The 13766-nt window shown below is 72.6% G+C and carries 11 protein-coding genes and 1 pseudogene; 7 read left to right on the top strand and 5 right to left on the bottom strand.

The window, feature by feature from the left end:
* Positions 1-124 precede the first annotated feature (124 nt).
* From cmk to der, 3 genes are all read left to right on the top strand, one after another.
* Positions 125-829: a (d)CMP kinase gene (gene cmk, locus ACGFQ9_RS37670; RefSeq protein ID WP_393580352.1), complete on the top strand. Its 705-nt coding sequence runs from the start codon at positions 125-127 to the stop codon at positions 827-829.
* A gap of 56 nt (positions 830-885) precedes the next feature.
* Positions 886-1473, top strand: coding sequence for a lysophospholipid acyltransferase family protein (locus tag ACGFQ9_RS37665; protein WP_393580397.1), 588 nt, complete (start codon positions 886-888; stop codon positions 1471-1473).
* Between the two features lie 78 nt (positions 1474-1551).
* Positions 1552-3015, top strand: coding sequence for a ribosome biogenesis GTPase Der (der, locus tag ACGFQ9_RS37660; RefSeq protein WP_393580351.1), 1464 nt, complete (start codon positions 1552-1554; stop codon positions 3013-3015).
* A gap of 28 nt (positions 3016-3043) precedes the next feature.
* Here der and ACGFQ9_RS37655 read toward each other — a convergent pair whose 3' ends face one another.
* Positions 3044-3442: a hypothetical protein gene (locus tag ACGFQ9_RS37655; protein WP_393580349.1), complete on the bottom strand. Its 399-nt coding sequence runs from the start codon at positions 3440-3442 to the stop codon at positions 3044-3046.
* Positions 3443-3687: 245 nt separating this feature from the next.
* Positions 3688-4482: a hypothetical protein gene (locus tag ACGFQ9_RS37650; protein WP_393580348.1), complete on the bottom strand. Its 795-nt coding sequence runs from the start codon at positions 4480-4482 to the stop codon at positions 3688-3690.
* A 309-nt stretch (positions 4483-4791) separates the two neighbouring features.
* On the opposite strand from ACGFQ9_RS37650, the gene ACGFQ9_RS37645 reads away from it, so the two are divergent.
* From ACGFQ9_RS37645 to ACGFQ9_RS37635, 3 genes are all read left to right on the top strand, one after another.
* Positions 4792-5559, top strand: coding sequence for a transglycosylase family protein (locus tag ACGFQ9_RS37645; protein ID WP_393580347.1), 768 nt, complete (start codon positions 4792-4794; stop codon positions 5557-5559).
* Between the two features lie 4 nt (positions 5560-5563).
* A complete protein-coding gene (locus ACGFQ9_RS37640) occupies positions 5564-6148 on the top strand; it encodes a hypothetical protein (RefSeq protein WP_393580346.1) in 585 nt (194 codons plus the stop codon).
* Positions 6149-6282: 134 nt separating this feature from the next.
* Entirely contained in the window at positions 6283-7338 is a 1056-nt protein-coding gene (locus ACGFQ9_RS37635) for a helix-turn-helix transcriptional regulator (RefSeq protein WP_393580345.1), read from the top strand.
* A 43-nt stretch (positions 7339-7381) separates the two neighbouring features.
* Here the strand turns inward: ACGFQ9_RS37635 and ACGFQ9_RS37630 are convergent.
* From ACGFQ9_RS37630 to ACGFQ9_RS37620, 3 genes and pseudogenes are all read right to left on the bottom strand, one after another.
* Positions 7382-8911, bottom strand: a pseudogene (locus ACGFQ9_RS37630) (cbb3-type cytochrome c oxidase subunit I); the annotation flags it as partial.
* A 395-nt stretch (positions 8912-9306) separates the two neighbouring features.
* Complete coding sequence (locus tag ACGFQ9_RS37625; protein WP_393580343.1) at positions 9307-10305, bottom strand: phosphatase PAP2 family protein; 999 nt, start codon at positions 10303-10305, stop codon at positions 9307-9309.
* Positions 10306-10507: 202 nt separating this feature from the next.
* The gene (locus ACGFQ9_RS37620; protein ID WP_393580342.1) at positions 10508-11623 is read right to left on the bottom strand and encodes a hypothetical protein; all 1116 of its coding nucleotides are present in this window, start codon (positions 11621-11623) and stop codon (positions 10508-10510) included.
* A gap of 262 nt (positions 11624-11885) precedes the next feature.
* Here ACGFQ9_RS37620 and ACGFQ9_RS37615 point away from each other — a divergent pair, with 262 nt between their 5' ends.
* A complete protein-coding gene (locus ACGFQ9_RS37615; protein WP_393580340.1) occupies positions 11886-13544 on the top strand; it encodes an MFS transporter in 1659 nt (552 codons plus the stop codon).
* The last annotated feature ends 222 nt before the right edge of the window (positions 13545-13766 follow it).

The following is a 13766-nucleotide window of genomic DNA, read 5'->3' as shown; positions in this document are numbered from 1 at the left end:
CGTCCCCACCTCGGCGGAGCCGGGAGGACGGGGGGACAGGGTGCTTCGGAGGGCCGGTAACCTTGAGCGGGGGTGCGTTTGGCGCGCCCGCACAACGTCGCGCAACCAGGAAGGTGTCCGTCCCGTGGAAACCGCCGCTCCGTCTGCCGTGATCGTCGCCATCGACGGTCCCTCCGGCACGGGCAAGTCCAGCACCTCCAAGGCCGTCGCCGCCAAGCTCGGGCTGCGCTACCTGGACACCGGCGCCCAGTACCGGGCGATCACCTGGTGGATGATCACCAACGGCGTGGACGTCCACGACCAGCACGCCGTCGCCACCGCCGCCGGCAAGCCGGCGATCGTCTCCGGCACCGACCCGTCCGCGCCCACCATCACCGTCGACGGCCTGGACGCCTCCGGCCCGATCCGCACCCAGGAGGTCACCTCCAAGGTCAGCGCGGTCAGCGCGGTGCCCGAGGTGCGCACCCTCATCACCGAGCTGCAGCGCTCCATCGCGGCGGCCGCGGCCGCCGAGGGCGGCATCGTGGTCGAGGGCCGGGACATCGGCACGACCGTGCTCCCCGACGCCGACCTGAAGATCTTCCTCACCGCCTCCGCCGAGGCCCGCGCCGCCCGCCGCAACGGTGAGCTGGGGGGCAAGGAGGCCACCGACCTGGCGGCCACCAAGGAAGCCCTGATCAAGCGGGACGCCGCCGACTCCGGCCGGAAGACCTCTCCGCTGGCCAAGGCCGGTGACGCCGTCGAGGTGGACACCACCGAGCTCACCCTCGACCAGGTCATCGAGTGCGTCGTGACGCTCGTCGAAGAGAAGCGGACGGGCGGCAAGTGAGCGATTCGCCCTCCCTCAGGGGTGCGGCGGTCGGGCGGCGGATCGGCATCGGGCTCATGTACGGGCTGTGGAAGCCCCGCGTGCTCGGCGCCTGGAAGGTGCCGGCCTCCGGGCCGGCCATTCTCGCGGTGAACCACTCCCACAACATCGACGGGCCCATGCTCATGGGGACCGCGCCCCGGCCCGTGCACTTCCTGATCAAGAAGGAAGCCTTCACCGGGCCGCTCGGTCCCTTCCTGGAGGGCATCGGCCAGCTCAAGGTCGACCGCTCCGGCACCGACCGGACCGCCGTCACCGGCGCGCTCGGCGTGCTGGCGGACGGCGGAGTGCTCGGCATATTCCCCGAGGGCACCCGCGGCGAGGGCGACTTCGCCTCGCTGCGGGCCGGGCTCGCCTACTTCGCGGTGCGCTCCGGCGCCCCGATCGTGCCGGTCGCGGTGCTCGGCAGCAGCGAGCGCCGCGGCCGCCTGGTCAAGGGGCTGCCCCCGCTGCGGGGCCGCGTCGACGTCGTCTTCGGCGACGCCTTCGAGGCCGGCGACGGCACCGGCCGCCGCACCCGGCAGGCCCTGGACGCCGCCACCGTACGGATCCAGGACCACCTCACCGCCCACCTGGCGGACGCGAAGCGCCTGACCGGGCGCTGAGTGAGACTTGAACCAGTAGTGGGCCCGCGTGACCGCGCGGGTGCCACCGATCACCACGAACGACGAGGAACGGACTTCATGAACGACCAGCACGAGCACGGAGCGCTTGGCGACGCCGAGTACGCGGAGTTCATGGAGCTCGCCGCGGAAGAGGGCTTCGACCTTGAGGACGTCGAGGGCGCCATCGAGGAGGCCGGCCACGGCCCGCTGCCCGTCCTCGCCGTCGTCGGCCGCCCGAACGTCGGCAAGTCGACCCTGGTGAACCGCATCATCGGCCGCCGCGAGGCGGTCGTCGAGGACAAGCCGGGCGTCACCCGCGACCGGGTCACCTACGAGGCCGAGTGGGCGGGCCGCCGCTTCAAGGTCGTCGACACCGGTGGCTGGGAGCAGGACGTCCTGGGCCTCGACGCCTCCGTCGCCGCCCAGGCCGAGTACGCCATCGAGGCCGCCGACGCGTGCGTCTTCGTCGTCGACGCCAAGGTCGGCGCCACCGACACCGACGAGGCCGTCGTCAGGCTGCTGCGCCGGGCCGGCAAGCCCGTCGTACTGTGCGCCAACAAGGTCGACGGCCAGAGCGGCGAGGCCGACGCGGCCTCCTTGTGGTCCCTCGGCCTGGGCATGCCCTGGCCGGTCTCCTCGCTGCACGGCCGCGGCACCGGCGACATGCTGGACGCCGTGCTGGAGGTGCTGCCCGACGCGCCCGCACAGACCTTCGGAGGCAACGCGATCGGCGGCCCTCGCCGCATCGCGCTCATCGGCCGCCCGAACGTCGGCAAGTCCTCCCTCCTCAACAAGGTCGCGCGGGAGGAGCGGGTCGTCGTCAACGAGCTGGCCGGCACCACCCGCGACCCGGTCGACGAGCTGATCGAGCTCGGCGGCGTCACCTGGAAGTTCGTGGACACCGCCGGTATCCGCAAGAAGGTCCACCTCCAGACGGGCTCGGACTACTACGCCTCGCTGCGCACGGCCGCCGCCGTCGAGAAGGCGGAGGTCGCGGTCATCCTGATCGACACGACCGAGAAGATCAGCGTCCAGGACCAGCGCATCATCACCATGGCCGTCGAGGCAGGCCGGGCCATCGTCATCGCCTACAACAAGTGGGACGAGCTCGACGAGGAGCGCCGCTACTACCTCGAGCGCGAGATCGAGACCGAGATGCAGCAGGTCGCGTGGGCGCCCCGGGTGAACGTCTCGGCGAAGACCGGCCGGCACATGGAGAAGCTGGTCCCGGCCATCGAGACGGCCCTGGAGGGGTGGGAGACGCGGGTCCCGACCGGCCGGCTGAACGCCTTCCTCGGTGAGATCGTCGCCGCCCACCCGCACCCGATCCGCGGCGGCAAGCAGCCGCGCATCCTGTTCGGCACCCAGGCGGGCACCAAGCCGCCGCGGTTCGTGCTGTTCGCGTCCGGCTTCCTGGAGCACGGCTACCGCCGCTTCGTCGAGCGCCGCCTGCGCGAGGAGTTCGGCTTCGAGGGGACCCCGATCCACATCTCCGTGCGGGTCCGGGAGAAGCGCGGCAGCAAGACCGCCAAGAAGAAGTGACCGGGGGGACAACCCCCGGCGCCGGGGCTCAGTAGGTCCGGCGCGGAGCGGGCGGCAGGGCCGCCGGGATGTGGTGCATCCCGGTCTGGTGCTGCCGCCCGCCGCCGTTTCCGGCGGACCCGGTGCCCACCTGGGTCGGCTGGGCGGCGTACACGGCGGGCCAGGGCTCGGTCTGCCATGCGGAACCGTTCCAGCCGCCGACGCCGCTGTGGCCGCTGCTGCTGTGGCCGGTGAAGCCCTGGCCGGCGAACCCGTACGCGGACTGCTGGACGGGGGTGATGGCGGCGGGGGTGGTGAGCGCCCCGAACGCCGTGAACCCGAGGTCCTCCTCGCCCGTCCGGTCGTACGGCAGGGCACGGAAGGACCGCAGGTACTCCGAGTAGAGGGCGTCGTAGATCGGGGTCTGCGAGGCGCTGTGCGTCCGCATCGGGGGGATGTGGGGGTCGTATGAATGCACGTATACGCCAACGAAACTACAGGCGCCGCGGATGCGGGCGCGGCGCGTGTCGGTCGGAAAACCCGCCATGAAACGCCGAAAAAACGCAGATGGCCGGGGGTACGCGGGCATCCCGCGCACCCCCGGCGCACCACCGGGGTCCTCGCCCGCCGGGCCGGCCGGCCTCCCGGCCGCCCGTCTGCGGGGGCCGCGTCAGCCGGCCCCCGCCCCGGACATCACGTGCCGGCGAGCGGCATGGAGGCGGCGACCAGCTGGCCGGCGGCGGCCGCCTTGTCCAGCGCGTCGCGCAGCAGGTCCTCGCGGGGCTGCTGCCCGATGGAGCCGACCGGGGCGGCGTAGATCAGGACCCGCTGGGTCTTGTTGACGGCGGCCCGCCAGCCCTCGGTGACGGACAGTGCCTGGTGCGCCTGCCACCAGGCGACCTGCGGGGCACCGGGGGCCGCGCCGGGCTGCAGTACGGCGTGCAGCTGGCCGGCGGCCAGCAGCACGGACCAGCCCTCCAGCGGGGAGGGCAGCGCGGTGGTGTCCGTGATCGGGTGGAAGCCCTGCTCGATCAGGAGCGGCAGGAAGTCGTCGCCGGGACCGGTGCTGCCGGGGCGGGCGATGGGGGCGGTGGGCTCCACCACGAGGGCGGGGTGCAGCTCCCCGCCGATGAGCACCAGCCCGCTGGTGATGCCGAGGACGGCCTGGCCGCCGGGGACCGACTGGGGGGTCCCGGCGCCGGGCGCGGGGGAGTCGCCGGTGATGGAGGCGACGGCGCCCTGGAGCTGCTCCTCGGACACGGCCACCACCTGGGAGGGGATGCAGGTGGCGTGGGCGAAGGCGAGGACGGCGGTCTCTTCGCCGACGAACAGCACGGTGCTGGTGCGTTCGGTCTCGGAGTTGCCCGGGGTGCGGCAGGAGGTGCAGTCGTAACTGCCCGGCGCGTTGTCGCCGGCGAGCAGCAGTTCGGCTTCTTCGTCGCCGATCTCGGCGCGTACGTCATCACTGACGTCGAGCATGCGCGGCACGGGGTCACTCCTCGGACTAGGCGTGCGCGGCCGGGCGGTTCCCGGCTCGCCGGGCTCAACGGGGGAGCCGTGGGCGGGGTAACGCCGGACGGGGGAACGGAATCGAACCGGGGGCCCGAAAGGGTGAATGCGCCGAACGGCCCTTTCCCAAGCGGTCAACTCCGGTCGGGATGCGGTCGTTTGACGTTGTCGATCGGCCATCGGCGGGGGTGGCCGGGTGGGCCGTGCGGGTGGGCCGTGCGGGTGGGGCCGGGGTGGGTGCCGCGTGGCGGCGGGAGCGGGCGCCGGCGGGCTGCGTAGCGTGTCCCGATGCCCAACTCCCGGATCCGGCGGGCCGTTTCCCCGGCCATCGCCGCGCTGGTGTCCGTGCCGCTGTCCCTGCTCCTTTCGCTGCCCCTGCCCCTGCCCCTGCCGCTGTCCCTGTCGCCGGCCGTCCGGGCGGCTGCCGCGGCGCCGCCCCCGCCCGCGCCGGGACCGGCCGGGTCGGCGGCGGTCGGCTCGCCGGGCGTGATCGGCACCGGGCCGGGGGACTGCGGGCCGGGGGCGGTGTGGCCCTGGGACTGCGTGGCGGACTGCGAGAGCAGCGGGCGCTGGCACGTCAACACCGGCAACGGGTTCTACGGCGGGCTGCAGTTCTGGCAGCGGACCTGGGAGGACCACGGTGGCCTGGCCTTCGCGCCGAGGGCGGACCTCGCGACGAAGCCGCAGCAGATCCGGGTCGCGGAGGAGGTGCTGGCCACGCAGGGCTGGGAGGCCTGGCCGGAGTGCGCGAGGCGGTACGGGCTGGCCGGGCGGATGCATGTGGTCCGGCCGGGTGACACGCTGTACGCGATCGCGCGGAAGTACCGGATCGAGGGAGGCTGGCGGACCCTCCGCGCGGCGAACCGCGATCGCGTGGGTGACCGGCCGGCCCTCCTGCGGCCGGGCACGATGCTCACCCTGCCCCCGACCCCGCCGACTCCACCGAAGGCCGGGCCGACCCGTGCCCGCTCGGCGGCGGGGCTGCTTGAAGTGGGGGATGGGGGGACGCAGGCTGGGAGGAATGGGGCGAAAGGGTCGCTCGGATTGTGGCGGTGAGCGGATGGGCTGGCGTGTGCGCGCGCGTGCGGTGGCGGTGGGGGTCTGGGCGGTGGCCGCCCTGGTGGGATGTTCCGCCGGTGGCGACGGCGGGGGCGTGCCCGGTCCCGATTCCCCAGGCCGGTCCAAGGAGGCTCCCGCGCCCGTCCCCTCCGGCTCTCCACCGGCCTCTGCCTCCGACTCTCCCTCCGCCTCCGCCTCCGCATCCGCAGGCATCGGCGTCGCCCGGGAGCCCGTCGACGCCGTCGCCGCGCGGGCCGAGGTGGAGGAGAACTGGGCGCTCTTCTTCGACGGACGGACGCCCGCGGCGGAGCGGGTCCGGGTCCTGGAGAACGGCAGCGGCATGGCGCCGCTGCTCGCCCGGCTCGAAGCCGACCCGAGTGCCACCAGGACCTCCGCCGAAGTGGGCGAGGTGCTCTTCACCTCGCCCACCGAGGCGCGGGTCACCTACGACCTGCGGGTGGGCGGCAATCCGCTGCTCTCCGGCAGCAAGGGCACCGCGGTGCTCCGCGACGGCACCTGGAAGGTGTCGGCCCGGACGCTCTGCGAACTCGCGAGGAGCGGCGGCAAGGACGCACCCGGCTGCTGAGCCCTCCCGCCCTCCCGCCTTCCCGCCTTCCCGCCCTCCCGCCTCACTCGTCCGTGTGTCGCGGGCTTCACCCACCCGGGGCGGCCCTCCGGGCCGCCCACGGGAGCGGGCCGGCCCGCTGGCAGACTCGGGGCATGCTGGAGACCTCCGCGCGCCTGCTGCGCCTGCTGTCCCTGTTGCAGACCCACCGCGAATGGACCGGGGCCGATCTCGCCGAGCGCCTCGGCGTCACCCCGCGCACCGTCCGGCGGGACGTGGACCGCCTGCGCGAGCTCGGCTATCCCGTCAACGCCAGCCCCGGCACCGGCGGCGGCTACTCGCTGGGCGCGGGGGCCGAGCTGCCGCCGCTGCTGCTCGACGACGAGGAGGCGGTGGCCGTCGCCGTGGGTCTGCGTACCGCCGCCGGCAACGGAGTCGAGGGGATCGGTGAGGCGTCCGTACGTGCGCTGGCCAAGCTGGAGCAGGTGCTGCCCGGCCGGCTGCGGCGGAGGGTGAACACGCTGAACGAGTTCACCGTGTCCCTGCTGCGCGGGCAGCAGCGGTCCACCGTGGACCCCTCCGTGCTCACCGAACTGGCCGCCGTCTGCCGGGACGGCGAGCGGCTCCGGTTCTCCTACCGCGACCACGAGGGGGCGTCCAGCCGCCGGACCGTGGAGCCGCACCGCCTGGTGTGCACCGAGCGCCGCTGGTACCTGGTCGCCTGGGACGTGGACCGGGCCGACTGGCGGACCTTCCGGGCCGACCGGATCGAGCCCAGACCGCCGCACGGCCCGCGCTTCACTCCGCGTACGCCGCCCGCGGAGGACCTGGCCGCCTACGTGTCGAGGGGCATCGGGCAGCGGGCGTACGCGGTGCACGGGGTGATCCGGCTGCTGGTCTCCGCCGAGGAGGCCGGGCAGGTCCTCGCGCCGGCGGACGGGGTGCTGGAGCCGGTGGACGCGCACTCGTGCCTGCTGCACACCGGAGGGGTGAGCCTGGACGTGCTGCTCTTCCACGTGCTGTTCATGGGCCTGGAGTTCGAGGTGGTGGAGCCGCCCGAGCTGGTCGAGCGGATCAGGGACGCCCGGGATCTGCTGGCCCGGGCAGCTCAGCGGTCCGCGGGTCCCGGGCCCGGATCGGCAGCGCCGCGAAGTCCGGATGATGCAGGTCGAAGGCGGGGCACTCGGAGCGGATCCGGGGCAGCCCGGTGAAGTTGTGCCGGGGCGGCGGACAGGACGTCGCCCACTCCAGCGAGCGGCCGTAGCCCCAGGGGTCGTCCACCTCGACCCGGGCGCCGTAGCGGTGGGTCTTCCAGACGTTGTAGAGGAACGGCAGCGTGGACAGGCCGAGCAGGAAGGCCCCGATCGTGGACACGCTGTTGAGGACGGTGAAGCCGTCGGCTGCCAGGTAGTCGGCGTACCGGCGGGGCATGCCCTCGGCGCCCAGCCAGTGCTGCACCAGGAAGGTGGTGTGGAAGCCGATGAAGAGGGTCCAGAAGTGGATCCGGCCGAGGCGCTCGTCGAGCATCTTGCCGGTCATCTTGGGCCACCAGAAGTAGAAGCCGGCGAAGGTCGCGAACACCACCGTGCCGAACACGGTGTAGTGGAAGTGCGCGACGACGAAGTAGGAGTCGGTGACCTGGAAGTCCATCGGAGGGGAGGCCAGGATCACCCCGGTGAGCCCGCCGAACAGGAAGCTCACCAGGAAGCCGATCGACCACAGCATGGGCGTCTCGAAGGACAGCGAGCCGCCCAGCATGGTTCCGGTCCAGTTGAAGAACTTCACCCCCGTGGGCACCGCGATCAGGAAGGAGAGGAGGGAGAAGAAGGGCAGGAGCACGGCGCCGGTCACGAACATGTGGTGCGCCCACACCACCACGGACAGCCCGGTGATGGCCATGGTCGCGCCGATCAGGGTGACGTAGCCGAAGACCGGCTTCCGGGAGAACACGGGCAGGATCTCGGTGACGATCCCGAAGAACGGCAGCGCGATGATGTAGACCTCGGGATGGCCGAAGAACCAGAACAGGTGCTGCCAGAGCAGCGCACCACCCCACTGGGGCTGGAAGACCACCGATCCGAACCGCCGGTCGGACTCCAGGACCAGCAGCGCGGCGGCGAGCACCGGGAACGCGAACAGCACCAGGATCGAGGTGAAGAGCACGTTCCAGGTGAAGATCGGCATCCGGAACATGGTCATGCCGGGGGCGCGCATGCCGATGATGGTGACCATGAAGTTGACCGAGCCGAGGATGGTGCCGAAGCCGGCCAGTGCCAGGCCCATGATCCACATGTCGGCGCCGATGCCGGGTGACCGGTCCAGGCTGTTGAGGGGGGCGTAGGCGGTCCAGCCGAAGTACGCCGGCCCGGTCGGGATGACCAGTGACATCAGCACGATCAGCCCGCCGAACAGGAACAGCCAGTACGACAGCATGTTCAGCCGGGGGAAGGCCACGTCCGGGGAGCCGATCTGCAGGGGCATGATCTCGTTGGCGAACCCGGCGAAGGTCGGGGTCGCGAAGAGCAGCAGCATGATCGTGCCGTGCAGGGTGAACGCCTGGTTGAACTGGTTGTTGGTGACCAGCTGCAGGCCCGGCCGGGCCAGCTCCGCCCGCATCAGCAGCGCCAGCAGGCCGGCCAGCAGGAAGAACAGGAACGACGTGGCCAGGTAGAGGTGGCCGATCTTCTTGTGGTCGGTGGTGGTCAGCCAGTCGACCAGGATCCGGCCGCGGGTGCGGACCGGCGGCGCTGTCGCGGGCGGCGTTCCCAACGATGGTCCCCTCACTGAGGCGGCATCAGATCAGGGTCACGATGCTCCCAGCCTCTTCCCGGCAAGGCGGTGCGGACGCGCCCGTGAGGAAGAAGTGAGGGTTCCGTGCGGGCTCGCTGGGGAGGCCGGTCCATAGTCCGTCAGATTCGTTGCGGGGGCGGCCCGTCGGGAATGCTCGCACGGTAATTCAGGTGCCTGCCGGCGGAATGCAGAAGGGAGTTCGGGCCGGGCGTGTCGCACCACCGGAGGCAATTCTGCGGGCTCCGGAATGCGTCGCTTCGGGTGAGCCGGGCCGGTGAAACAGTTGTCGACATTTCGTGACCTAAGCGTGACCCGATTCGGCTGAAGCCGTGGCCGTGCCGCTGACGCGCGGGGGCGGTGTGTGCGTACCGGCCCCCGCGCGGCGTGAATCAGCCTCCCGCGACCGGGCGGGCGGACGGGTTCCGCGCGCCCCGCTCGGCGTGCGCCGCATGGGCCGCGGCGTGCGCGGGGCGACGGCTCCCGGCCGGGGTCGCCGGGGTCCGCTCGGAGCGGATGATGTGCGGCCGGACGGTGAGGTGCGCGGTGGCCCGGGGTGCCGCGGAGTGGCCCGCGGCACGCAGGGTGACCGGGGTGGGGACGGGAACCGGCAACGGTGCACGCCGCCCGGCCCGGCGCTCGCGGACGTACTCGCGCAGCTCGAAGACCAGGCTCTCGGTGCGGGCGATGAGCGGCTCGAACCAGGGCAGGGCCAGCAGGATGAGCAGGCCGGCCGCCCAGCCGAGCAGCACGTCGCTGACCCAGTGGGTGCCCAGGTAGACGGTGGTGGCGCCGACGCTGAGCGCGACCACGGCGGAGAGCACCGACAGATTGCGCCGGGTGCGCACGGTGGAGGCCAGGTAGGCGAGGATGCCCCAGGTCACCACGGCGTTGGCGGTGTGGCCCGACGGAAATATATCCCCGCCGGCGAACATCTCGGCGGACCCGATCCGGGTGGCGTAGTGCGGACCGAGCCGCCCCAGACCGAGCTTCACCGAGCCGACGGTGATGTTGAGCAGCAGCAGGGCCACGCCGAGGGTGATCAGCGGGCGGAGGGTGTGCTGCCGCCAGGACCGCCAGCCGAGCCAGGCGGCGACCATCACGGCGGTCGGGCCGCGCTGGCCGAGCACCACCAGGTAGTCGAGGAAGGCGTGGAGCTCCGGCAGCTGCTCGTACGGCCGCCAGAACATCACCTGCCAGTCGAGCCGGACCAGCCAGGACGTGGTCAGTACCGCCACCACGATGGCCAGATAGAACACCAGGGTCGAAGCGAAGAGCACCACACGGTGCCGGCTCATCTGCGGCGTTTGCAGATGAGCCGGTCGTTCGGGTTCACGGTCCAGGCGGGCGAACAGCCGCTCCAGACGGGTGAATGACGGGTCGGTACGCACTCAATCGACGTTACCGCGCGCGAGTGGGGCGCCCGCGCGAATCGCCGGGTTTGTGATGACCATGTGATGTGGAGTAGGTCTCAGTCGGGGTTTTATCCGGGGTAATCCGGCAGTGGTTCCGTCCCGGGCTCGTGAATTCCTCCGAAACCCGTCAACCGCTTTATGGGGGAGCGTCAATTCGGTGTCGGAATTCTGAATTCCGCTATGGCGGTCCGGAACCGTTCAGCCAGAAGGCCCCGTACACCGCCGCGACCGCCGCCGCGGCCCCCAGCCAGACCGCCGCCCGGCGGGTGCTCCCGCGCGCCAGCGCCGCCGCCACCGGCAGCAGCAGCGGGAACGCCGGCAGCAGCAGCCGCGGCTTCGACCCGAAGTACGCCGACGCGCACAACGCCAGCGCCACCACGACCCCGCAGTACACCAGCAGCACCGCCGGCTGCCGCTGCCGCACGCACAGCCGGTACAGCCACAGCACCAGCAGCACACCCGCGATCAGCCCCACCCCGGCCGGCCACGCCGGGGAGCCCAGCTTCGCCCCGATGAACCGGGCGAAGGCGAGCCCGCCGTCGAAGCCGTTGCCCCAGCCGCCCTGCACCCGCAGGTAGCCGAGCACCCCCTCGCCGGTGCGCGCCCCCACCCACAGCACGTACGCCGCCGCGCCCGCCGGAGCCACCAGCGCCCCCGCCGCCGTACGCCACGAGGCCTCACCGCGCCGCGCGGCCAGGACCGCCGCCACCCACAGGGCGGCCACCACCGCCACACCCACCGGGCGGGTCAGCCCGGCCGCCGCCGCGAGCAGGCCCGCGGTGATCCAGCGGCCGCGCAGCACCCCGTACAGCGACCACGCCGCCAGCGCCGTGAACAGCGACTCGCTGTAGGCCATGGACTGGACGATCCCCACCGGCAGCGCCGCCCAGGCCGCCACCGCGCACACCCCCACCCGGCGGCCGTACAGCAGATCACCGATCGCGAAGATCCCCCACGCCGCCGCGAGACCGGCGAGCACCGAGACCACCAGGCCCGCGGAGCCGTACGACAGCCCGGTCACCGCCGAGACGGCCCGCTCCAGCCAGGGCAGCAGCGGGAAGAACGCCAGGTTCGAATGGACGTCGCCGTTCGGCAGCACCACCTCGTACCCGTAGCCCTCGGCGGCGATCCGCGCGTACCAGAGGGAATCCCACCGGGCCGAGAGCAAGGTGTGCGGGCTGCTGCCGGCGACCGCCCCCCATACGCCGAGCACCGCCAGCCCGAGGATCCGGACGGCGGCGAAGGCGAGCAGCGCGGGCGCGGCCCGGCGAACGGCAAGATCTTCCACAGGCATGATTATCGGTGGTACCGGCACGGCACCCGGGAGCAGAACCACGGGCCGTGACCAGGCGTGTACGCGGAGGGGAGGCGAGTGGCGCACGCCACACGCCGGGGGTCGCCGGGGTGAGAGCTTGACCACGCGACCCCTGACCGAACTCGCGTACGCTGACCGTTCACTCGCGTGTCGATGCCGGGCCCCGTCAACCAAGCCGCCCACCGCGGCACGTCACGACGCTGGTCCACCGAACGCGAGGGATCACCTGGGAGGTACATGCATGTCCGGACCGAAGTCCCGGCAGCGGCTCACCGCGGTTGCGGGCGGAGCCAACCGCTGGGTGGTCCTGGCGGTCCTGTGCATCAGCCTGGTCCTCGTCGCGCTCGACGCGACGATCCTGCACGTCGCCGTCCCCTCCGTGACCGAGGACCTGCGTCCCGGTTCGATCGAGCTGCTGTGGATCGTCGACGCGTACCCGCTGGTGTGCGCCTCGCTGCTGATCCTCTTCGGCACCCTCGGCGACCGGGTCGGGCGGCGCCGCATCCTGCTCCTGGGCTACGGCCTCTTCGGCGTGGCCTCGGCCGTGGCCGCCCTGGCCGACAACGCCCAGGTACTGATCGCCGCGCGGGCCCTGCTCGGCATCGGCGGCGCGATGATCATGCCCGCCACCCTGTCCATACTCCGCCAGGTCTTCCCGGACCGTAAGGAACGCGCCCTGGCGATCGGCATCTGGACCGGGGTCGCCGCGATCGGCGCGGCCAGCGGACCCGTCCTCGGCGGCTTCCTGATCCAGCACTTCTGGTGGGGCTCGGTCTTCCTCATCAACATCCCGCTGATGGCCCTGATCCTGCCGCTCGGCCGGTGGCTGCTGCCCGAATCGCGCGGCGAGACCGACGGCCCGTGGGACGTCGTCGGCGCGCTGATGGCCGCGGGCGGCGTACTGGGCGTGGTGCTCGGCGTGAAGCGGGCCGGCGCCGACCGCAGCTTCCTGGACGCGCAGGCCTTCCTTCCGCTGCTCCTCGGAGCGGTCCTGCTGGTGCTGTTCGTACACCGCCAGCGGCGCCGGAAGCACCCGCTCATCGACATGCGGATGTTCTCCCGCGCCACCTTCACCACCTCGGTGGGCTGCATCGTGCTCGCCATGCTGGCACTGGTCGGCCTGGAGCTCATCGCCGTCCAGTACCTGCAGCTGGTGCTGCACCTGTCCCCGCTGGAGACCGGCCTGCGGCTGCTGCCGCTGACCTTCGCGGCCATGGCGGCCGGCGGCACCGGCTCGTACACGCTGAACCGGATCGGCCCGCGGGCGATGGTCTCGCTGGGCTTCCTGCTCACCGCCCTGGCCGTGCTGATGCTGACCCTGATGGGCCAGCACGACCGTCCGCTGCTGCTGACCGTGGGCTTCGTACTGCTCGGCTTCGGCCTGCAGACCACGCTCTTCGCGGCCTACGAATCGATGCTGAGCGAGGCCCCGGCGGAGACGGCCGGCGGCGCGGCCGCCATCGGCGAGACCTCCTACCAGCTGGGCGCCGGCATGGGCATCGCGCTGCTCGGCAGCGTGATGAACGCGGCGTACGCGCCGGGCCTGGCGCAGGTGGCAGGGGTGCCGGCGGCCGATTCGGCGGGGGCGGCGAACTCGCTGGGCGAGGCCTACCAGATCGCGTCCGCGCTGGGCGGGCCGGCGGGGGAGGCGCTGTACGCGGCGGCGCGGGTGTCGTTCGTGCACGGGCTGCATGTCACGCTCATGGTGAGTGCGGGGCTGTTGCTCGCCGGGGCGGTCATGGCGCTGAAGCTGCCGCGGGTCATGGACTGCACCTCCGCCGATGCCTCTGCCGAGGCTGCGGCCTGTGCCTCCGCCGAAGCTGCGGCCGGGCCTGCGCGGGTGCGGATCCCGGCTCCGGCCAAGGCGGACGCGGACGCGGCCTTCAGCCGCCAGGCCTGACCCCTCCCTCTGCCCCACCCCGCCCCTTCCCGAAACCGGGGCTCCGCCCCGGCCCCCTCGGGGCTCCGCCCCGCGCCCGGTGCGGGGCCGGGCCCCGCAACTCGTGAGCCGGAGCTGCGCCCCGGGTCCCGTGAGCGGGGCTTCGGGTTGGGCGGGGTACGGACGTTGCGCGGCGGTGTCCCGGTGTGCCCACCCTCCCCCAAGCTCTCGACTCCGCTCGAG

The organism is Streptomyces sp. NPDC048603, assembly GCF_043199475.1.
Taxonomy (GTDB): Bacteria; Actinomycetota; Actinomycetes; order Streptomycetales; family Streptomycetaceae; genus Streptomyces.
The sequence above is the reverse complement of the archived record's forward strand: the minus strand, read 5'-3'. Positions and strand labels throughout refer to the sequence as shown.

Bases quoted from the DNA above. Each gene is read 5' to 3' on its own strand.
- ACGFQ9_RS37620 (WP_393580342.1), bottom strand. From the start codon at position 11,623: ATGCCTGTGGAAGATCTTGCCGTTCGCCGGGCCGCGCCCGCGCTGCTC.
- ACGFQ9_RS37655 (WP_393580349.1), bottom strand. From the start codon at position 3,442: ATGCGGACGCACAGCGCCTCGCAGACCCCGATCTACGACGCCCTCTAC.
- ACGFQ9_RS37665 (WP_393580397.1), top strand. From the start codon at position 886: ATGTACGGGCTGTGGAAGCCCCGCGTGCTCGGCGCCTGGAAGGTGCCG.
- ACGFQ9_RS37635 (WP_393580345.1), top strand. From the start codon at position 6,283: ATGCTGGAGACCTCCGCGCGCCTGCTGCGCCTGCTGTCCCTGTTGCAG.
- ACGFQ9_RS37640 (WP_393580346.1), top strand. From the start codon at position 5,564: ATGGGCTGGCGTGTGCGCGCGCGTGCGGTGGCGGTGGGGGTCTGGGCG.
- ACGFQ9_RS37645 (WP_393580347.1), top strand. From the start codon at position 4,792: ATGCCCAACTCCCGGATCCGGCGGGCCGTTTCCCCGGCCATCGCCGCG.
- ACGFQ9_RS37615 (WP_393580340.1), top strand. From the start codon at position 11,886: ATGTCCGGACCGAAGTCCCGGCAGCGGCTCACCGCGGTTGCGGGCGGA.
- der (WP_393580351.1), top strand. From the start codon at position 1,552: ATGAACGACCAGCACGAGCACGGAGCGCTTGGCGACGCCGAGTACGCG.